A 20404-nucleotide genomic window follows, 5' to 3' on the forward strand; every position below is an offset into this window, starting at 1 on the left:
GTGGGAGGCCCGGCGACTTCAGAGGAGACTCAGCGCCTTGGCGAGGCCGGGGTCGCGGCCCGTGGCCAGGTCGAGAGCCGTCATGGGGGCGTAGTGGTCGACGGGGACGCCGACGGTGTCGATGATCTCCCGGGCCGGCCCGAGGTGCCGGACCTTGGGCAGCAGCAGCACACTGTTGTCGTCGAGCAGGTACGCCTCGGCCGGGCCGGAGACGGCCCCCGCGGTGCGGGTCCCGACGAGGCTGCCCAGGCCGTTGTCCTTCACGGCCCCGCTGAAGTCCTCGCAGGCCGAGGCGCACGCGCGGTCGGTGAGCACGACCAGGCGCAGCCCCAGCAGCGGGACGGAGTCGTCGGTGCGGTTGGCCGTGCAGTCACCCTTCAGCGGGCAGAAGTAGCTCGTGACCTTGCCGTGCGCGAACGCGCCGAGCAGCCGCGTCACCTCGCGCGGCGACCCGCCGCCGTTGCCGCGCAGGTCGATGACCGCGGCCTTCGTCGTGTCCTTCAGCTTGGCGATGACCTGGTCGGCCGCGCCCTGGAAGAACCCGGGCACCTGGACGTAGGTGACGCCGCCGGGGAGCGTCTTCGACGTCACCGCCCGCTCCTGCTCTTCGAGGGGACCCTCCGTGAGCTTCACGGTCCGGACGCGTCCCGTCGTGGGCCGCTTCAGCGTGAGCCGTACGGTGCTGGAGGCGAACGTGTCGATGAGGCTCTGGTTCACCTTGTCCCCGATGAACGCCGGTACGCCGTCGACCTTCTCGATGATGTCGCCGGGCCGGATGCCGGCCTTGTCCGCCGGGCTGCCGGGCAGGACGCGGGTGATGAACAGGGGCGGCCGGGCGGCCGGGTCCAACCGTCCGCCCTGCGCGGCCGACAGGCCGGCGATGCCCGTCCCCACCGGTCCGTCCTCCGACGGGGGAGTGATCTTCTCCACCCGGGCGTGGTTGTCGTGGAGCCCCGCGACCATGCCGGTGATCGCGGCGCGCAGCGCCGCCGGGTCGCCGGTGCCGATCACGTCGGCGAACGCGGCCCAGTCGGCGTCGCGGTTCCCCGTCAGCGCGGGCAGGCGGAGGCCGGCCTTGTCGGCCCCGCGACGCATCAGCTCCTGGGTGTACGCCGCGAGGGCGTCCCGCAGCAGGACTTTCGAATCCAGCACGGGCCCGCTGTAGTAGTTGTCCAGCACGCACTCGTACGCCTGCCGGAGCGTGTTCACCGACGTCGGCGGCGCGGACTCGGGCGGCGGCGCGGTTATCCGGGCGCACGCGCCGTCCGTGGTGGCGAGCACGGTGGTGGCCTGCACGGTGGTGGCCAGCACGGTGGCGGCCTGCGCGGCAGGGGCCGGGAGGGAAGCGGACAGGGTGCCGGCCGTCAGCACGACGGCGGCGCAGACAGTTCTGATCATGCCCGTCAGCGTGGCCGCCGGCGGGTTGCACGGCCGTGAACGACACCGTTAACGCCGCTGTTACCGCACCTGCGGTACGAACGAGGCATGCGGGTTCTCGTGGCCGAAGACGAGCGCGATCTGGCCGACCTCGTCGCGATGGGACTGCGCCGCCAGGCCATGGCGGTCGACGTCGTGTACGACGGCGCCGCCGCGGCCGAGCGGCTGGCGGTCAGCGATTACGACGTCCTCGTGCTGGACCGCGACCTGCCCGGGCTGCACGGCGACCTCGTGTGCCGCGAGCTGGTGGCGCGCGGGAGCCGTACGCGGATCCTGATGATGACGGCGGCGGCGTCGGTGCCGGAGCGGGTCGCCGGCCTCGGCATGGGAGCCGACGACTACCTGCCCAAACCCTTCGACTTCACCGAACTGGTCGCGCGGGTGCGGGCGCTGGGACGGCGCAGCCGGGACCAGGTGCCTCCGGTGCTGACCCGGCACGGGATCGTGCTCGACACGCACCGGCTCCAGGCGTCCAGGGACGGCCGGCACCTGCACCTGTCGCTCAAGGAGTTCGCCGTCCTGGAGGTGCTGATGCGGGCGGAGGGCGCGGTGGTGAGCGTCGAGCGGCTCCTGGAGGAGGCGTGGGACGAGAACGCCGACCCCTTCACGACCGTGGTGCGGGTCGTGGTCAGCCGCCTGCGCGCGAAACTGGGCGACCCACCGTGCATCCAGACCGTCCCCGGCGCCGGATACCTGCTGTGACGACGGTCCGTGTACGGCTCACGCTGATCTACTCGGGGCTCTTCCTGCTCACCTCCGTCGTGCTGCTGGTCATCGTCAACACGCTGTTGCGCGTGGCGCTGCACTCGCGGATCGAGCGCTTTTCCCCGTCTCCCATGGGAGAGGCTCCGGCGGCCCCGGCCGCCCCGCTCCCCGGAGCGGAGGTGGAGCGGTTCCCGCCGCTGTCGGAGCTGGCGCGGGACGTGATCCACTATCAGTGGGACGTGAGCGCGCTGGCGATCGGGGTCCTGACCCTGGTGTCGGTGGCCGTGGGATGGGTGATCGCGGGGCGGATCCTGCGGCCTCTCCACCGGATCACCGCCACCGCGCAGCGGCTGTCCCTGTCCACCCTGCACGAGCGGATCGCCCTCGGCGGGCCGCGGGACGAGCTGAAGGAGCTGGCGGACACGTTCGACGCCATGCTCGACCGGCTGGAGCGTTCCGTCGAGGGGCAGCGCCGCTTCATCGCGAACGCGTCCCACGAGCTGCGGACCCCGCTGGCCGTGCAGCGGGCGGCGATCGAGATCGGCCTGCCCGAGGACGTCGGGGAGATCCGCGACAAGCTCCTGCTCCACAACCACCGCATCGAGAGCCTCATCGACGCCCTGCTGGTCCTCTCCCAGGCCGAGCACGGCCTGGAAAGGCGGAGCCGGGTGGCCCTGGACGAGGTCGTACGGCTGGTCCTGGCGGAGGGGGACCGCGGCGAGGTGACCGTCACGGCCCGGATCGAACCGTTCACCGTCCACGGCGACCCGGTCCTGCTCAACCGGCTCGTCACCAACCTCGTCGACAACGCCGTGCGCTACAACCACCCCGGCGGCGCCGTCGAGGTGACGCTCGCCGGGGGCGTGCTGACGGTCCGCAACACCGGTCCCGAGGTGCCGGCCGAACGCTTCGGCGACCTCTTCGCGCCCTTCCGGCGCCTGCACACGACGCGAGGGCAGGGCGCGGGGCTCGGGCTGTCGATCGTCGCCTCGATCGCGACGGCGCACGGGGCCGCCGTGGGGGCGCGCCCGAATCCCGGTGGCGGCCTCGAGGTCACCGTGACGTTCCCGGCGGTCGTCCCATAACTCGTCCCGTAACAAGGGGGGGTGGTCAGCGGCGGGGGCGCAGGCCGTCGAAGAGGACGTCGAGCGTACGACGGCGCAGTCCGTCGCTCCACTGGTCGCGTTCGGCCGCCAGGCACGCCCCCGACAACAGGGCCAGCAGTTCGGGCATCCGGAGGTCGGGCCGCACCGCGCCCGCCTCCTGCGCGGCCGTGAGCAGCCGCCCGATCGCCTGCCGCATGTCGCGGCTGACGTCGGCCGTCCCGGCCTTGGGGTCGACGCCGGCCCCGGCGAGCAGGTCGGCGGCGGTCTTCTTCTGGGCCGCGTCCACCACGATCCGCTCGAGGAACGTGAAGAAGGCCGTGCCCGGATCCGGCGACGGCCTGTCCGCCTCCGCCAGGAGCCGTCGCGTACGGTCGACGATCACCGCGTGGTAGAGCGCCTCCTGCGTGGGGAAGTGCCGGTAGATCGTGCCGAGCCCCACCCCCGCCTCCCGGGCGACCGCCCGCACCGACGCGGACATCCCGTCGCGGGCCAGCACGGCCTCGGCCGCCTCCAGGATGCGGTCCCGGTTGCGCTGCGCGTCGGCACGCCGGGGCCTGGCTTCGCCGGTCATCGTCCTCCTCGTCGCGTTGACAGCCGGAACATGTGTTCCGTATCGTTCCCGGCCAACCGGAACAGGTGTTCCTGATACTACGGGAGGCACGTGATGGAGTACGCCACGCTCGGCCGTTCGGGACTGCGGGTCTCCACGGCGAGCCTCGGCACGATGAACTTCGGCGCCCCCGGGAGCTGCGACGAGACGGAGGCCGCCCGCATCGTGGACGCCTTCCTCGAGGCGGGCGGGAACGTCGTCGACACCGCCGACGCCTACAACGGCGGCGAGGCGGAGCGGATCGTCGGGCGGGCCGTGCGGGGCAGGCGGGACGCCGTGGTGCTCGCCACCAAGGCGTTCCTGCCACAGGGGCCCGGTCCCAACGATCGCGGGCTGTCCCGGGCCCACCTCACCAGGGCGCTGGAGGGCAGCCTGCGCCGGCTCGGGACCGACCACATCGACCTCTACCAGTGCCACCAGTGGGACGACTCGACTCCGATCGAGGAGACCATGGCGACTCTGGACGGATTCGTACGGTCGGGCAAGGTGCGCTACGTCGGCTGCTCGAACTTCACCGCGGCCCAGATCGTGGAGGCCCAGTGGGCCGCGCAGCGGGCGGGCGGGACGCCGTTCGTCAGCCTCCAGCCGGAGTACTCGCTGGTGGCCAGGAGCATCGAGGCGGAGATCCTGCCCGTCTGCCGGCGGCACGGGCTCGGCACGCTCGTCTGGTCGCCCCTCGGCGGCGGCGTGCTCACCGGCCGCTACCGCCGGGGCGAGACCCCCGGGGCCGACACCCGGCTGGGCCGGCTCATGGCGTCGCCCATGCCCCGGGCGCGTGCCTGGGCCGAGGGCTTTCTGAACGAGCCCAACCTCGCGATCGCCGGGCACGTCGCCGACGCCGCCGCGGAGCTCGGCGTCGCCCCGGCGGCCGTGGCGCTGGCCTGGGTGCGGAGCAGGCCGGAGGTGACCTCGGTCATCGTCGGCCCCCGCACACTCGACCAGTTGCGCGGAAACCTCGCCGGGCTCGGGCTCACCCTGCCGCCCGATGTCGCCGCCCGTCTCGACGAGATCTCCGGTTGAGGGACGCGAACAGCGGTGATCGGGTGTACGACACCCGGCGCGGGGCAGCGGGACGTCCGCGGACATGCTGGCCAAGTGAACGGGACGCCTGAGATGCCGGAAGTATCACCGCAGTTAGGGGAGCATCCCGACGGGGTCGAGCTGCTGCGCCGTACGCCGGGGCTGAAGGTGCTGGACGACGATGACGACGATCCCGTCCTCGTGCGCGCTGACGGCGGCCCGGTGGACACCTGGCGCGAGCACTACCCGTACGACCACCGCATCTCCCGGCAAGAGTACGACCGGCACAAGCGGCTGCTGCAGATCGAGCTGCTGAAGCTGCAGTACTGGCTGAAGGACACCGGAGGCCGCTTGGTCCTCCTGTTCGAAGGACGGGACGCGGCCGGCAAGGGCGGCACCATCAAGCGCTTCATGGAGCACCTCAACCCCCGCGGCGCGACCGTGGTGGCGCTGGAGAAGCCCAGCGAGCGTGAGCGCGGCCAGTGGTACTTCCAGCGGTACGTCGAACACCTTCCGGCCGCGGGGGAGATCGTGCTGTTCGACCGGTCCTGGTACAACCGCGCCGGAGTCGAGCGGGTCATGGGCTTCTGCACTCCGGAGGAGTACAGGGAGTTCATGTACCAGGCGCCGCTGTTCGAGCGGATGCTCGTGCGCGACGGCATCCGCCTGGTCAAGCTGTGGTTCTCGGTGTCGCGGGCCGAGCAGCGCACCCGGTTCGTCATCCGTCAGGTGGACCCCGTGCGGCAGTGGAAGCTGTCGCCGATGGACATCGCCTCGCTGGACCTGTGGGACGAGTACACCCGGGCCAAGGAGGACATGTTCCTCAACACCGACACCGAGGACGCCCCCTGGACGATCATCAAGAGCAACGACAAGAAGCGCGGCAGGCTGGAGGCGATGCGCTACGTCCTGTCCCTGTACGACTACGACGACAAGGACGCCTCGGTCGTGGGCGAGCCCGACCCCCTGATCGTCAGGTCCGCCGCCGACATCGTGGACGAGGACAACGCCGAGCCGTTGTCGCCGTTCTGAGCCCTCGGCCGACCTTCCGCCCGGAGTCTTCTGCTCGTTCGTACGTCACGCCCGCTCGGCGGTGCGGAACAGGTCGCGTACGGCGGAGCCGAAGTAGGGGCCGTACATCGTGCGGTGGTCGTTGCTGTACTTGAAGCTGCTGACGGACGTCAGCGTGCCCCGGCCGGAGGCCGGGTCGAAGCCGCTGAGCCAGGGCCCTCCGCTGGCCCCCGCCGTGAGGTCGCAGCGCAGGCCCTGGTCGCGGGTCTGCCCCTGCGGGTCGCCGTGGGGGACGCCCGCGCAATACAGCAGCCGCTCGCCGTCGTAGGGAGGGTCCGCGGGGAACCCGAAACCGTAGGTCCGGCGGCTCCGGGGCGGGTCGAAGGCGATGGGCTGTCCGCCCACCAGGTCGGTCAGGTGCTGCCCGTCCAGGTCGTCCACGGCGACCATGCCCACGTCGTAGTCGTCGTTCCCGGATCGCGACCAGGGCCCGGCGACGAACATCCGCCGTGCGGGGAAGGCGCCGTACGGCTGCCGCCCTTCGTCGTATGCGGGGACGAAGGTCCAGTTCTCCGCCCAGTCCCCGGCGCCGTCCTTGACGCAGTGCCCCGCGGTGGCGACCAGATCCCTGTTCGCGCTGCGCACGGCGCTGGCGGAGCAGGAGAAGTCCACCCCGTTCAGCGTGAGGAAGACCCTGCCGGTGGTCCTCGTCACCGAACCTCCCGCCGCCCAGCGCGTGCCGCTCGTCGTCGCCGGGGGCATCGCCGCCGCCTGCCGTGTCCTGGCCGTCCTGCTTGCCCGGGTCGTCCTGGTCGTTGCGGTGGACCGGCGCGCCGCCTGGCCGGGGGCGAGGACCGCTCTGGCGGCCGGCGGCAGGGCGGCCCTGGCGACGGACGGCAGCACCGACCCCGGGGGAGCGGCCGGCGGCAGCGCCGACGGGGCGCCGGGCCGGGCGGCCGTGATCCTTTGCAGGCCCCCCAGCAGCCCGATCGGGACCGCCCGCGCCATCCGCTGCGGTGTCCAGTAGGTCCCGGAGGCGTGCCCGGCCACGTGCTCCACGACGTCTCCCACCGGGGAGACCTCCCGGTCGGGGGCTCCCAGGAGTCCGGTGACGAGGGCGGTGACGGCAAGCAAGGGGAGGCTCGGAGTCATGGCTCCCGAGTGTGGACCACCGGGAGTGCTCTTGTGGTTACTTTCGGTGAATCAGGTGAGGGCCGCGTTCTGGGCCGTGTTGTAGACCGCCTCGGCCTCCGGGCCGAAGTAGGGGCCGAACATCCAGTAGGACGCGAAGTTGTACTTGAAGCTGTTCACCGAGTTGAGCAGGCCGCCGCCGGTGCTCTCGCTGAAGTCGAGGAACCACGGGCCGCCGCTGGCGCCGCCGGTCATGCCGCAGCTCAGCCCCTGGTCCCGCGAGCTGAGGTAGTCGTCGAACGTCCGCCCGCTGCAGTAGACCAGCCTCGACCCGTCGTACGGCCCGCCCGCGGGGTAGCCGAAGGCGAACGTCTGGCGCCCGCGCGGCTGGTTGAACGCGACGCCCTGGCCGCCGACGACGTCGGTGAGGCTCTTGCCGCCCTGCGGCGCGACGACGGCGGCGGCGACGTCGTAGTTCATGTTCTCGCCGGAGTTCCACTGCGCGGTGGTGAGCAGGGTGGTCGCCGGCCAGGTGCCGTTGGGCCTGTTGCCCTGGTCGTAGCCCGGGACGAAGACCCAGTTGGCGTGGAAGGCGCCGTTCAGCTTCACGCAGTGGCCCGCGGTGATGACCACGCTCTTGTTGGCGCTGGTGACGGCGGTGCCCGAGCAGGAGGCGTTCCTTCCTGCGTCCGATCCGGCCGTGACCGTGAAGAACACCCTCCCCGTGGTCTTCGCCACCGTCCCGCCCGCCGTCCAGGACGAGCCGGAGGTCCGCGAGGAGACGCGAGCCGTGGCGGCGGCCGTGCCGGTCGCGGCGGTCAGGGTGGGGGCGACGGTCGCGGGCCGCGCCGCGGAGGCGCCGGCGGGGGCTGAGCCGGCCGAGCCGGTCGTGGAGCCGGCCGCCGCGAATTGCCGGTCGCCGGTGCCGGGGGCGTCCAGCGGCTCCGCGGCCTCCATGCGCGCGACGGTCCAGAACTTCCTGACCGTGCGCTGCTCCGTCGCCGTGTCGGCCGCCTCGTGGACGGCGGGCCGGGGGCCCGCGGCGGCCGACTGCGTGACGGTTCCCGTCACGGTCGCCGCGGCGCCGTGTGCGGCGGGGAGCATCACCCCCGCCGCGGCGAGGGCGGGGATCGCGAGAACCGTGAGACGTCGTGCCCTGGGGTGCATGCCTGGCTACCTCCGTGTCGGGATGCCTGAGACGTGTCGGGATGTCCTGACGCGGGAACGTAGCGACGCCTTCAACCGGATTTCTCGCAATCTACCTATACGGTTATGGGCAGATTCGGGCATATATGTGCTTGTTTCTCCCCTGCATCTTTCTGCGCAGCAAGATGCGGCACCGTCCGCTTCAGCTCCGGCCGTTCCGCGTACGGGCGCGTGCCGTTGCGGGCCCGCGGGCCGTCTCGGAGACAATGAGGGGATGAGCTCCCAATCCCTGCCGCACCCCCGATCTGTCGTCGTGCTGGGTTCGACCGGCTCCATCGGCACCCAGGCTCTCGACGTCGTCGCCAACGCCCCCGGACGGTTCCGCGTGACCGGGCTCGCCGCGGGCGGCGGCCGGGTCGACCTGCTGGCGAGGCAGGCGGCCGACTTCGGGGCCGAAGCGGTGGCGGTCGCCGACCCGGCGGCCGTACCGGCGCTGCGCGAGGCGCTGTCGGCGGCGGGCGCGCGGGCGAGGGTGCTGGCGGGCCCGGAGGGGGTGGCGGAGGTCGCGGCGTCGCCCTGCGACATCGTGCTCAACGGCATCACCGGGGCCCTGGGGCTGACCTCCACGCTCGCCGCGCTGGAGGCGGGCCGGGTGCTCGCGCTGGCCAACAAGGAGTCGCTGATCGTGGGCGGACCGCTGGTCAAGCGCCTGGCCCGGCCGGGGCAGATGATCCCCGTGGACTCCGAGCACTCCGCGCTCGCCCAGTGTCTGTGGGCGGCAGGGCCGGGCGGGGCCGACCCGGCGGCCGTACGGCGGCTGGTGGTGACGGCGAGCGGCGGCCCGTTCCGGGGGAGGAAGCGGGCCGAGCTGACGGACGTGACCCCGGAGATGGCGCTGAACCACCCGACCTGGAGCATGGGCCCCGTCATCACGGTGAACTCGGCGACGCTCGTCAACAAGGGCCTGGAGGTGATCGAGGCCCATCTGCTGTTCGACATCGGGTTCGACCGGATCGAGGTGGTGGTCCACCCGCAGTCGATCATCCACTCGATGGTGGAGTTCGCCGACGGCTCGACGATCGCCCAGGCGAGCCCGCCCGACATGCGGCTGCCGATCTCGCTCGCGCTGGCCTACCCCGACCGGGTGCCCGGAGCGGCCCGGGCGGTCGACTGGACCACCGCCCACACCTGGACCTTCGAGCCGCTCGACGACGAGGCGTTCCCGTCGGTCGCGCTGGCCCGTCACGTGGGCGCCCTGGGCGGCACGGCGCCGGCGGTCTACAACGCGGCGAACGAGGTGTGCGTGGAGGCGTTCCTGAAGGGCGCCCTGCCGTTCCTCGGCATCGTGGACACGGTGGAACGCGTGGTGGCCGCCCACACCCCCGGCCCGGCGGCGTCCGTGGAGGAGGTCCTCGCGGCGGACGCGTGGGCGAGGGCGCGGGCGGCCGAACTGACGAGCTGAGCCCGTGGCGCGACCCGGGTCAGGCGGGCCGCGCCGCGGGCCGGCGGGGTCAGGCCGCCGAGCAGGTCAGCGTCGGGGTGCTGCCGCTCGATCCGTTGGCCAGGAAGCCGAACGTGGTCGAGGCGCCGGCGCCCAGGCTGCCGTTGTAGCTCACGTTCTTCACGCTGACGTCGCTGCCGGACTGGCTGAGCGTGCCGTTCCAGACCTGCGTGATCGTGACGCCGCTCGGCTGGGTCCATGTGGCGGTCCAGCCGCCGATGGACGAGGAGCCGGCCTTCACCGTCACCTCACCCTGGAAGCCGCCGCCCCACGAGCTGACGACCTTGTAGGTGGCCGAGCAGCCGCCGGGGCCCGCGGTCGGGCTCGCCGAGGGGCTGACCCTCGGGCTCGGCGAGGTGTTGGGGGAGGTTCCGGGGGACGGGGAGACCGGCGGGGTGGGGCTCGGGCTGGTGCTCGGGCCCGTGCCGACGCCGGTCACCTCGCCGTTGCCGCCGTCGAAGACGACGTCGGAGCAGCTGTAGAACGTCTCGTTGCTGTCCGAGCGCTGCCACACGGTGTAGATGATGTGGCGGCCGCTCTTACCCGACGGCAGGTGGGCGTTCCAGTAGTAGTGGCCGTCCTCGGTGCCCACCGAGCCGAGGCTCGGCGGGTTGGTGACGCTGTCGAACGGAGTCGACTCCAGGTCGCTCCAGGCCAGCGGCCGGGTCGGGCTCCAGGAGTCCTTGGTGATGTACGACCGGAACGTGCCGGGGTGCGCGGCCCACTTGTTGTACTTGAACTCGATGGTCGCCCCGGACGTCAGGTGGGTGACCGGCCAGTCGTCGCGGGCGAGGTCGAAACCGCTGAAGTCGTAGACGATCGCGCCGCCGCTGCACAGTTGCCCGTCCGGGATGAAGCCGGACATCCGGCCCGCGCCGTCCGAGCGGAGCACGGCGAACCAGTTGTACAGCGCGTTGGTCCCGCCCTTGGCGACCGCGGCCGCGCAGGCGGGGTTCTTCGGCTGGATGGCTCCGCTCGAGGTCGTGCCGTCCTTCCAGCACAGGTAGGTACGGCTGCCGGGCACCATCGGAGCGCCGTGCGCGGACGCCGGGGAGGCGAGCACGACGGCGGAGACGAGGGCGGACAGCGCGGCGACGATCAGCCCGATCGTCGCTTTCGACAGTTTTCTTCGTGGTCTACCCACGGGCTACCCTTTCGCGTGGTCATGGCTGCCGCACTCGTGGTGCAGCACGGCACCGCCGACGGCGCGAGCACGTCGGCCCGGGGGGACAGCCGTTGACTTGCCAACCAGGTGGTGCGTAGAGCGCTCTCGCGATTCGGACTCTAGGTCGGCCTCCGTCGCCTGCCCACCCGTGCCAGGGCCACCGTGCCCGTCCTCGCAGGTGGCGGCTCTTCCTTCGGCCGCGGGTCATGAAACCTTCATTCCTCGTGAAAAGGTTTCGGGCCGTCCGGCGTCGCGGCACTCCTTAGACTGGGAGGGCCCCCCATCGGGCGTCGCCTATTACAACAAGGTGCAGAAATGTCTGTTGATCTCGGGATTCCCGCCGTACGGACCCAGCCGATCGCCAACCGGCGGGTGTCACGCCAGATCATGGTCGGCTCGGTCCCCGTCGGAGGGGACGCGCCGGTCTCGGTGCAGTCCATGACCACCACGCTGACCGCCGACGTCAACTCCACCCTGCAGCAGATCGCCGAGCTCACCGCCGCCGGCTGCCAGATCGTCCGCGTCGCGGTCCCGTCCCAGGACGACGCCGACGCGCTGCCGGCCATCGCGAGGAAATCCAAGATCCCGGTCATCGCCGACATCCATTTCCAGCCCAAATACGTCTTCGCGGCGATCGAGGCGGGGTGCGCGGCCGTCCGGGTGAACCCCGGGAACATCAAGAAGTTCGACGACAAGGTCGGCGAGATCGCCCGCGCCGCCTCCGACGCCGGCGTGCCGATCAGGATCGGGGTCAACGCCGGCTCGCTCGACCCGCGCCTGCTGCAGAAGTACGGCAAGGCCACCCCGGAGGCCCTGGTCGAGTCGGCGCTGTGGGAGTGCTCCCTGTTCGAGGAGCACGGCTTCCGCGACATCAAGATCTCGGTCAAGCACAACGACCCGGTCGTCATGATCCAGGCCTACCGCCTGCTCGCCGAGCGCTGCGACTACCCGCTGCACCTCGGCGTGACCGAGGCGGGACCGGCCTTCCAGGGCACGATCAAGTCCGCGGTGGCGTTCGGCGCGCTGCTGGCCGAGGGGATCGGCGACACCATCCGGGTGTCGCTGTCGGCGCCTCCGGTCGAGGAGGTCAAGGTCGGCACGCAGATCCTCGAGTCGCTGGGCCTGCGCGAGCGCGGCCTGGAGATCGTCTCCTGCCCGTCCTGCGGCCGTGCCCAGGTGGACGTGTACACCCTCGCCGAGCAGGTGCAGGCCGGGCTGACCGGGCTCAAGGTGCCGCTGCGCGTGGCCGTGATGGGCTGCGTGGTCAACGGCCCCGGCGAGGCCAGGGAGGCCGACCTCGGCGTCGCCTCCGGCAACGGCAAGGGCCAGATCTTCGTGAAGGGCGAGGTCATCAAGACCGTCCCCGAGTCGCAGATCGTCGAGACCCTCATCGAGGAGGCTCTGCGTCTCGCCGAGGAGATGGGCGTCGACGTGGACTTCGACGACGACGAGGCCGCCGGTCCGGAGGTCGTCGTCCGCTGACCCCGGCATTACAGTTCGCAATGCTCTGACTACACAATGGCAATGAACGGGTAGTACGGAACGTACATGGCCGATCACATCGCGAAGCTGTCCTCTGCTGTTCGGAAGCAGAGGAGCAATGCCGGTGAAGCGGGTCGTTGGTGTGATCGCGGGCGTGGCGACGCTGGTCGCCGGGCTGGTCGGTCCGGAAGGGGTGGCCGCCGGGTCCGACCGGTCGGGACACTGGGGGCCGCCGCAGCGTCCGCTCGAATGGAAGCAGTGCCCGCCGGAGACCAAGTCGGCCTCCGGCGGCCTGCTCGGCCTCGGCTCGGCCCGGCCGATCCGGCCGGCTCGCCGGGGCGACCGGCGGGAGTCCGTGCAGGAGTGCGCGGAGCTGCGCGTCCCGCTCGACTACCGCGAGCCGTACGGCCAGCAGATCACGCTGGCGCTCAACCGGATCAAGGGCACCGCCTCACGTGACGGCAACCACCTCGGTGCGCTGCTGGTGAACCCCGGTGGACCGGGCGGCGAGGGGCTCAGCCTGGCCAGGTACGTCGCGGCACGGCTGCCCAAGGACGTCGCGGCACGGTTCGACATCATCGGTTTCGCCCCGCGTGGGGTGGCGCCCAGCCAGCCCGCCATCTCCTGCGTGGACCCGGCCCGCTTCTACGCGCCGCCCCGGCCGGACAACGTGCCGAGGAACGACGCCGAGGAGCAGGTGCTGGCCGGCCGGGCCAGACAGTACGCCGAGGGCTGCGGCAACCGCTGGGCCTGGTTCCTGCCCTACCTGACCACGGAGAACTCCGCGCGGGACATGGACGCCGTGCGCGCGGCGCTCGGCGAAGAGAAGATCAGCTACCTCGGCTACTCGTACGGCACCTACCTGGGGGCGGTCTACGCCACCCTGTTCCCGCAGCGGGTGCGCCGCCTCGTACTCGACAGCGTGGTGGACCCCGACGGCGTCTGGTACGAGGCCAACATCGCCCAGGACCACAGCTTCGACCGGCGGCACCGCGACTTCCTCGCCTGGGTGGCCGAACACGACGACGTCTACAAGCTGGGCGCGACGCAGGCGGCGGTGTCCTTCGCGTGGTACTCCATGCGCTCACGCCTGCACGACCGGCCCGCGGGCGGTGTCGTGGGCCCGAGCGAACTGGACGACGTCTTCTCCAACGGCGCCTACAGCGACCGGCTCTGGCCCTACCTGGGCGCCGCCTTCTCGTCCTACGTCCGCGACGGCGATCCCACGGTCCTGGTGAAACTGTTCCACCTGGAGGCCGAGATCGACGCGGAGGAGGAGAACTCCTACGCGGTCTACCTGGGCGTGGAGTGCCGCGACGCGGCCTGGCCCCGATCCTGGGACCGCTGGCGGGCCGACACGCGCCGGGCGCACACCGAGGCGCCGTTCATGGCCTGGCCCAACGCCGTCTACAACGCGCCGTGCGCCTTCTGGCCCGAGAAGGGCGGCACGCCGGTCAAGGTGGGCACGTCGCACCTGCCGCCGGTCCTGCTGATCCAGGCCGAGCGCGACGCCGCCACGCCGTACGAGGGGGCGCTGCGCATGCGCCGCCTGTTCCCGACCGCGCGCCTGCTCACCTCGGGCGGCGGCAACCACGGCGTGTCGCTCGCCGGGAACGCCTGCGTGGACCGGCAACTGGCGGCCTACCTGCGCGATGCGGCGCTGTTGCCGCAGCGCAAAGGCAAGCGGGGTGCCGACGCGAGCTGCCCGGGAGAGCCGGAGCCGCGGGCCGCGCTGATGAAGGTCGCGGCGGGTGCGCCGGGAACGGCGTCCCACGCCTCCGCCGTACGGTGAGCCCGGCCGGGCCGATACCTCCCAAACGCGAACCGTTCGCGTAGGCTGGGCCCGTGATGCTGCGAACATCGGCGTCGCGCGTGCTCGACGACAGCGATCGTGACGAGGTGCTGGCACTCCTCGACACCGATCCGGTCGCCAATGTGTTCGTAGCGGCCCGGGTCAGGGCCGTGGGCCTCAGCCCTTCACGGCTCGGCGGTCAGATGTGGGGCTACGGCCCGCGCGGAGGGCTGGTGTCCCTGTGCTACGCGGGCGCCAACCTGGTGCCCGTGAACGCCACCCGCGAGGCCGTGCACGCCTTCGCCGACCGGGCGCGCAAGCAGGGCCGTCGCTGCTCGTCCATCGTCGGCCCGGCCGACGCCGTGGAGCAGCTCTGGGAGCGGCTGGAGCCGCACTGGGGCGGCGCCCGGGCGATCCGGTGGGCGCAGCCGGTCATGGCCACCAGTTTCGCGCCCGCCGTCGAGCCGGACCCGCTCGTACGGAGAGTCCGTCCCGAGGAGTTCGGCATCCTGCTGCCCGCCTGCGTGGCGATGTTCACCGAAGAGGTGGGCGTCTCCCCGGACAACGGCGACGGCGGGGCTCTCTACCGGTCCAGGGTCGCCGAGCTCATCCGCATCGGGCGGTCCTACGCGCGCATCGACGACGGCCAGGTGGTCTTCAAGGCCGAGATCGGCGCGGTGACGCCGCAGGCGTGCCAGATCCAGGGCGTGTGGGTCCACCCCGACCTGCGCGGGCGCGGCCACGCCGCGGCGGGCATGGCCGCCGTGGTCGAGCAGGCGCTGAAGTACTTCGCCCCGGTCGTCACCCTCTACGTGAACGACTTCAACCTCCCGGCCAGGGCCGTCTACCGCAAGGTGGGCTTCCAGGAGGTCGACACGTTCATGTCCGTACTGTTCTGACCGGCGCTGTTCTGAGCGTGCTGTTCGAGCGCGTGTTTCAAGCGCGTGGTGTTCTAGGCACTGAGGCCGGCCTGCGCCGGTCGCACCAGCCGGGTCAGCAGGTGGTCCAGCTCGGCCGCCGGGTCACGGGTCAGCCCGGCGTGCACCGGCCCGGTCTGCACGACGGTGCTGCGCGGCGCGGTGAGCCAGCGGAACCGGGCGCCCAGCGGCTCCCCGCACAGGGGCCCCGCCTCCTCGCCACACGCTCGCTCGTAGGCGGCGAGGGCCAGCCGTACGCCGGGCAGGTCCACCGGCGCGCCCAGCGCCAGCAGCCGGGCCTCGTCCAGCTCCACCCGCGCGCACAGGTAGCCGCGCGGCTGGCAGTAGAGGATGACCCCCGCGTTGACCAGTTCGCCCCGCTCCACGCTGGGCACCACGCGGATCACCGCGTACTCGTAGACGTCCAGGTCGCTCATCGGCCGCCCTCTCGCGCCGCACGCCAGAAACCGCCGATCGTCGCGTTCCGCTCGCCGCGGCGCGGCGCGGGAGCGGCGGCGGTGCCGATGGCGGGGTCGGGCAACCAGTCGCGGGGCCCGGCGACCCGGGCGAGCAGGTGCTCGGTGTAGGCCCGCCGTACGGCCTGCGCGTCCGCGAAGCCCGGCTCGCCCTCCAGCCACTCGTCCGGCACCAGCGCGGTCACCTCGTCGAGCAGCGGGCGGGTGACGAGCCCGGCCAGGTCCGCGTCGGCCTGCTCCAGCTTCGTCGCGAACGGCGCGAGCACGTGGTCGCGGCCGTCGAACCGGCGGCGGGGGTCGGCCGTCGGCCAGTTGTGGTGGAACCACAGGGCAGCGCCGTGGTCGATCAACCACACCCCGCCGTGCCAGACGAGCAGGTTGGGGTTGCGCCAGCTCCGGTCGACGTTGTGGACGAACGCGTCGAACCACAGCACCCGGGAGGCGAACTCCGCGTCGGGCTCCCAGGCGAGCGGGTCGAAACCGAGCGCTCCGGGCAGGAAGTCGATCGCGAGGTTGTGCCCGGCGCTCGCCGTGAGCAGGTCCTGGATCTCCTCGTCGGGCTCACGGACGCCGAGCTGCGGGTCGAGGTCGATGACCTTGAGCTCCGGCGTGGCGAAGCCGAGCCGCCTGGCGAGTTCGGCGCAGACGATCTCGGCGACGAGCACCCGCCGGCCCTGCCCGGCACCGCGGAACTTCACGACGTACGTGCCGAGGTCGTCGGCTTCGACGACTCCGGGCAGCGACCCGCCCTCGCGCAGGGGCGCGACGTACCGGGTCGCCGTGATCTGTTCGAGCACGAGAGGAAGGCTACCGGCAGGGCCGGCGGGCGCTCCCCTCCACGCGCCCGCCGGCCGCCCGGCCGACCCAGTTCGGCCGACCCAGTTCGGCCGACTCAGTTGGCCTTGCTCGGCAGCCACCACATCCGGCCCTCGGCGACGTCGTGGTAGACGTCGAGCAGATCCATGCCGGTGGTCTTGCTGCGTGACTCGGCGGCGGCCCAGGCGTACACGCCGCGCGCGATGGAGCCGCGCTCCTGCTGGACCCGCAGCGCGTAGACGAGGGCCCTGATCTCGTGCACCCTCCGGTTCTCCGGCTCGGCCTGCGCGGCGAGCTCGGCGAGCTGACAGGCCAGGCGCAGGTCGCCGTCGGCCGCCGCGGCGACGGCCCGGCCCGCGACCGACGCCGCGCCCGCCGACAGCTCGGCGACCGCGCGAGCGAACACGGCGTCCGGCGCGGGCTTGAGGTTGGCGGGGTTGCCGTCGTGCCAGCCGCCGTGCAGCCGCCAGATGTTGCGCACGATGAACTCGGGCTCGTCGTGGCGCTCGCGCAGGTAGGGCCGCCCGGCGAGCGCGGGCGGCGGCTTGACCGAGTGCAGGATCTCGTCCAGGCGGGCGCCGGTGTTCATCAGGTCGAGCGTCTGCTCCACCAGGCTGTCGAGATAGTCGGCCGTGTCGGTGAGCGCCCGGCGGACCCGTCCGGGCCCGCGGATCGGCAGCCCCCGCCCGGGGAGCAGCAGGTCGGCGTCGAGTGCGGCCATGGCCCGCAGCGCCACCGCCCAGTCGTCCGGATAGCGCTGAATCCGCTGTGGGTCGCCTGCCCCGGGGACCGTCCAGGCGAACAGGTCTCCGGTCAGCAGCACGCCCCGCTCGGGCAGGAACGCCCAGGTGGCGTCGTCGGTGTCGCCGCGGGAGTGGGTGAGCTGGAAGGTGACGTCTCCCAGTGACAGGGACAGCCTGTCGCGGTAGGTCAGATCGGGGAGCCGCTGCGGCGGTGGCCAGACCATCCGGGGAAAGCCCTGCTCACGCAGGTCCACGACCGCGTTGTAACCGGCCGTCCTGCCCCGCTGGGCGAGCCTGTGGGCCAGCCCCTCCTGCGCCACTACCAGCGGGCGGGGGCCCGGCTCGGCGTCGAACTCCTCCATCCCGGCCAGCCGGTCGGCCCGGCTGCGGGAGAAGATCGCGTATTTGAGCGGTTCGGCCGACCACTTCCTGATCGCTCGGTACGACTGCTCGGCCTCACGGGCGTCGCCCGTGTCGAAGAGACCCAGCCCGTCCTCGCCGCGGACGACGTACACGTTGCCGCACGCCGGCCACATCGCCACGCCGTAGGCGATCTCCTGCACTCCGTCGCGGCGCAGCTCCGCGTAGGGCACGTCCTCGGGGCGCACCGAACCACGCCAGACCTCGTCGGCGTACGAAAGGATCGGTGATTCCATGGTCAAGAGCCTGATCCTCCGGGCGGACGGTGCACAGTAGGGAGATCCCTAATGTCCGTGCCGACCCCGCGCCTTGCCCTCGCCCCCGTGCCTCGCCCCTCGCGGCAGTGGGCGTCTCACCTTCGCATCCGCGCCTCGCCCTCACGCACCCGCCTCGCCCCTCGCACCCGCGCGGGGCAGTGCCGTCCGGGCAGTGCCCTTCGGGCAGTGCCGAGCGGGTCACGAGCCGAATCGGCGACACCGCTGTCCCGATGCGCGGTGCCAAGGACAAGTGGCGCCTAAGACGGCGGCAGCTCGTGATCGTTCTTGAAGGAAGCTCCTCCCGCTTCGTCGTCGACCTGCTCCCTGATCGCGTGGATGCCTTCGCCATTCGCCCCACCGCTGGTCGTGCCATGACGTCCGCCGCTGGAATCTGCCAGAGGGCCGGATGGAGCCATGGTCGTGTCCGGTGCTCCGGCAGGATCGGCGGGCAGGCGTCCGGGCGGAGCGCCGGGCCAGTTGCGGGGCCGGGGTTCGGGGGCAGGTTGGATGATCTTCGGCAGCGGGCTGGGGTAGGCGTGTCCGAGCGGGCTGGTCCATATGATCAGACGGGGTCCCGCCCAGGTGACCCGCCAGCCGCCGAAGTGCCTGGCGCGGTGATCGTGGCGGCAGGCCAGGTGCAGATTGTCGGCAGTGGTGGCGCCGTCGTCGGCCCAGGCATGGATGTGGTCCTGGTCGGTCCGGGTGGCAGGCATGCGGCAGCCCGGCCAGGAGCAGACCCGGCCCCGAATCTGGACGTATCGGCGTAAGGCCGCACCGGCATGCCGCCGACCGGCGGACTCGGCGGACTCGGCGGACCCGGCCGCGTCGGGTGGATGAGCGTCGGGGCGGCCGGTTTCCGGCTGCCTGGGCTCGGCGAGCTGGGCACGGCGGGCCAGGTCGGCGATCAGGGGGGCCCAGACGCCGGTGGCGCCGGCTGTGGCGGCCAGTTCGCGAAGCTGAGTGACGGTGACTTGGAGCTCGACGATGCCGCCGCGCCGCGCATCGCGTGCGGGCCGTTGCGCGGGCGGGCAGGGGCGCCGGCCCGTGATGCCCGTCAGCAGCAGATGCCCGTTGTCGGCACAGACGGCAAAGCGCCATTGCCCGGTGAGCATGGAGGCGACGATCCGGCGGGCCTGAATGGCGTGGACCATGCCCCAGCCGGGCAGCTGGGCCGGGTGCTCGTCAAGGCCGAGCAGGGTAGTGAGCTCCACGCGTATCTCCGGCACCGACCACGCCCGCACCGACCACGCCCGCATCGACGAGGCCCACGCCGACATTGCCTGTGCCGACATTGCCTGTGCCGACCATCCCTGCGTCGACGATGCCTGCGCAGCGGGGGCGCTCTCGTCGTGGTCGTCAGCGTGGCTGCCGGCGCGATCCTGTGTGGGATCTCCATCGCGCGCCTCGCCGTGGATTCCGGTGCCGGTCGAGCCGCCGGTCTCACCGGGGGCTTCAGGGCGTGTCCGACTGCGGGTCCCAGCGCACCTCGCGCCGCGGGGCTCGTCAGGGGTCTCGGCGTCGGCCGCGTCGGCGGCCGCGTCATCGGACTCGGCGTCGGTCGCGTCATCGGACTCGGTAGCGGGCTCGGTGGCCTTATCTGTGGGGCGGATGTCAGGGGAGCCGGCTGAGGCGTCGGAGGGGGTGGCATCCACGAAAGGGTGGGTGCGGACGTGAGCGACGATCTCGGCGTCGGACAGGCCCTCGAAGCTGCCGTCCAGGCTGCCCAGGAAGAGGTCGGCACGGATGTGGTCGACGGGGCGGTGGTCTCCCGCGCGTTTGCAGGCGCGGGCCAGCTCGTCGATGCGCGCGCAGCCGGCCACCGCCCGATCAGGAGGCAGATCCAGACCCGAAACGGTCGCGGTGCCGTCGTCGTTGCGCATGCCGACCACGCGGCGCCTGCGCACCGCCTCCCTGTAGCGCTTCTCCGCCCAATCGGGGTCGATGGCCAGCACCAGACGCTGAATGTGCTCGATCAGCTCTCCCACCGTCCAGGCCGGGGCACGGCTGATCAGGCGCTCGCAGACCCAGCCGGCCTGGGGGTCGGTCAAACCGCTCGTCCAGCGGATGAAGGCCAACGCCCGCGGCTCGTCCAGCTCTCCCGCCAGCATGGCCTCGCCGAGAGCAGGAAGGCGGCGGTGCAGGTTCCACGCCAGATCGAACGCCGAGTCCGCCCGGCGGCGGGACCATACCAGCGCCGCCCGCGCCTCATCGGGAGCGAACTCGTCGGGCACTTCCAGGCGGACCACGCTGTCGCCGGTGAACTGCTCGCGCAGCCCGACCTCCAGCAGCGTGTGCAGGAACCGCGCCCGGTTGTGGCAGGACTGGCGGTAGGCGGCCTTGAGCACCTCGACGGTGTCGAACCCCGACACCCGCTCCACATCGATGTCGGCCAGCATCTGGGCGAGTTCGGCCCCGGGCGGCATCGCAGCCAGCCCTTGAGGAATCGCCGACGGCGTCCCGTCCCCACTACATGAGGACGGCCGCGCGAGAGCGGACGGCGATTGTGGCGCGGACACGGTGCGTGACCCCCGGGAGCGGAGACGAAGGCGACTGAACGGTTCCCGGCCGCCCGGACCGGGACTTCCTTCACGCAGACTCGGCTCAACACACGGCGTACGGCCACCGAGGGCCCGCCCACTAGGCTCATCTGTAACGGCTGCCCTCACCCT

General features: G+C 72.1%; 17 protein-coding genes. 8 read left to right on the plus strand and 9 right to left on the minus strand.

The window, feature by feature from the left end; genetic code table 11:
* Positions 1-18: 18 nt before the first annotated feature.
* Positions 19-1398, minus strand: a complete 1380-nt coding sequence (locus tag FH610_RS19785) for a S41 family peptidase (RefSeq protein ID WP_139576010.1) — start codon at positions 1396-1398, stop codon at positions 19-21.
* Between the two features lie 87 nt (positions 1399-1485).
* Here FH610_RS19785 and FH610_RS19790 point away from each other — a divergent pair, with 87 nt between their 5' ends.
* Together FH610_RS19790 and FH610_RS19795 are read left to right on the plus strand one after the other, a co-directional pair.
* Positions 1486-2139, plus strand: coding sequence for a response regulator transcription factor (locus FH610_RS19790; RefSeq protein WP_139576011.1), 654 nt, complete (start codon positions 1486-1488; stop codon positions 2137-2139).
* Complete coding sequence (locus FH610_RS19795) at positions 2136-3227, plus strand: sensor histidine kinase (RefSeq protein WP_139576012.1); 1092 nt, start codon at positions 2136-2138, stop codon at positions 3225-3227. Before FH610_RS19790 ends, FH610_RS19795 begins: the two co-directional genes overlap by 4 nt.
* 25 nt (positions 3228-3252) lie before the next feature.
* Here the strand turns inward: FH610_RS19795 and FH610_RS19800 are convergent, their stop codons facing one another.
* Complete coding sequence (locus FH610_RS19800) at positions 3253-3819, minus strand: TetR/AcrR family transcriptional regulator (protein WP_139576013.1); 567 nt, start codon at positions 3817-3819, stop codon at positions 3253-3255.
* Between the two features lie 93 nt (positions 3820-3912).
* Here FH610_RS19800 and FH610_RS19805 point away from each other — a divergent pair, with 93 nt between their 5' ends.
* Both FH610_RS19805 and ppk2 read left to right on the plus strand, forming a co-directional pair.
* Positions 3913-4878, plus strand: a complete 966-nt coding sequence (locus FH610_RS19805; protein WP_139576014.1) for an aldo/keto reductase — start codon at positions 3913-3915, stop codon at positions 4876-4878.
* 93 nt (positions 4879-4971) lie between these two features.
* A complete protein-coding gene (gene ppk2, locus FH610_RS19810) occupies positions 4972-5910 on the plus strand; it encodes a polyphosphate kinase 2 (protein WP_139576015.1) in 939 nt (312 codons plus the stop codon).
* A 45-nt stretch (positions 5911-5955) separates the two neighbouring features.
* Here the strand turns inward: ppk2 and FH610_RS19815 are convergent, their stop codons facing one another.
* Together FH610_RS19815 and FH610_RS43730 are read right to left on the minus strand one after the other, a co-directional pair.
* Entirely contained in the window at positions 5956-7041 is a 1086-nt protein-coding gene (locus tag FH610_RS19815) for a trypsin-like serine peptidase (protein WP_139576016.1), read from the minus strand.
* A gap of 51 nt (positions 7042-7092) precedes the next feature.
* Complete coding sequence (locus FH610_RS43730; RefSeq protein WP_205825909.1) at positions 7093-8187, minus strand: trypsin-like serine peptidase; 1095 nt, start codon at positions 8185-8187, stop codon at positions 7093-7095.
* Positions 8188-8440: 253 nt separating this feature from the next.
* Between FH610_RS43730 and dxr the strand changes: the two genes are divergently transcribed.
* A complete protein-coding gene (gene dxr, locus FH610_RS19830; RefSeq protein WP_139576018.1) occupies positions 8441-9628 on the plus strand; it encodes a 1-deoxy-D-xylulose-5-phosphate reductoisomerase in 1188 nt (395 codons plus the stop codon).
* A gap of 49 nt (positions 9629-9677) precedes the next feature.
* Here the strand turns inward: dxr and FH610_RS19835 are convergent, their stop codons facing one another.
* A complete protein-coding gene (locus FH610_RS19835) occupies positions 9678-10811 on the minus strand; it encodes a lytic polysaccharide monooxygenase auxiliary activity family 9 protein (RefSeq protein ID WP_240809074.1) in 1134 nt (377 codons plus the stop codon).
* Positions 10812-11147: 336 nt separating this feature from the next.
* Between FH610_RS19835 and ispG the strand changes: the two genes are divergently transcribed.
* From ispG to FH610_RS19850, 3 genes are all read left to right on the plus strand, one after another.
* Positions 11148-12314: a flavodoxin-dependent (E)-4-hydroxy-3-methylbut-2-enyl-diphosphate synthase gene (ispG, locus tag FH610_RS19840; RefSeq protein ID WP_139576019.1), complete on the plus strand. Its 1167-nt coding sequence runs from the start codon at positions 11148-11150 to the stop codon at positions 12312-12314.
* A 124-nt stretch (positions 12315-12438) separates the two neighbouring features.
* Complete coding sequence (locus FH610_RS19845) at positions 12439-14106, plus strand: alpha/beta hydrolase (protein ID WP_139576020.1); 1668 nt, start codon at positions 12439-12441, stop codon at positions 14104-14106.
* Positions 14107-14162: 56 nt separating this feature from the next.
* The gene (locus tag FH610_RS19850; RefSeq protein ID WP_139576206.1) at positions 14163-15005 is read left to right on the plus strand and encodes a GNAT family N-acetyltransferase; all 843 of its coding nucleotides are present in this window, start codon (positions 14163-14165) and stop codon (positions 15003-15005) included.
* 53 nt (positions 15006-15058) lie between these two features.
* Here the strand turns inward: FH610_RS19850 and FH610_RS19855 are convergent, their stop codons facing one another.
* The 4 genes from FH610_RS19855 to FH610_RS19870 all read right to left on the minus strand — a co-directional run bounded on the left by FH610_RS19855 (position 15059) and on the right by FH610_RS19870 (position 20131).
* Complete coding sequence (locus FH610_RS19855) at positions 15059-15460, minus strand: DUF3037 domain-containing protein (RefSeq protein WP_139576021.1); 402 nt, start codon at positions 15458-15460, stop codon at positions 15059-15061.
* Positions 15457-16296 (minus strand): HipA family kinase, encoded by an 840-nt coding sequence (locus FH610_RS19860; RefSeq protein ID WP_139576022.1) that lies wholly within the window; start codon positions 16294-16296, stop codon positions 15457-15459. The genes FH610_RS19855 and FH610_RS19860 overlap by 4 nt, the downstream gene beginning before the upstream one ends.
* Before the next feature lie 95 nt (positions 16297-16391).
* Positions 16392-17714: an alkyl sulfatase dimerization domain-containing protein gene (locus FH610_RS19865; RefSeq protein WP_139576023.1), complete on the minus strand. Its 1323-nt coding sequence runs from the start codon at positions 17712-17714 to the stop codon at positions 16392-16394.
* A gap of 278 nt (positions 17715-17992) precedes the next feature.
* Complete coding sequence (locus tag FH610_RS19870) at positions 17993-20131, minus strand: HNH endonuclease signature motif containing protein (protein WP_161628033.1); 2139 nt, start codon at positions 20129-20131, stop codon at positions 17993-17995.
* Positions 20132-20404 lie beyond the last annotated feature (273 nt).

The sequence above is a fragment of the Microbispora catharanthi genome (assembly GCF_006334915.2).
Classification (GTDB): Bacteria; Actinomycetota; Actinomycetes; order Streptosporangiales; family Streptosporangiaceae; genus Microbispora; species Microbispora catharanthi.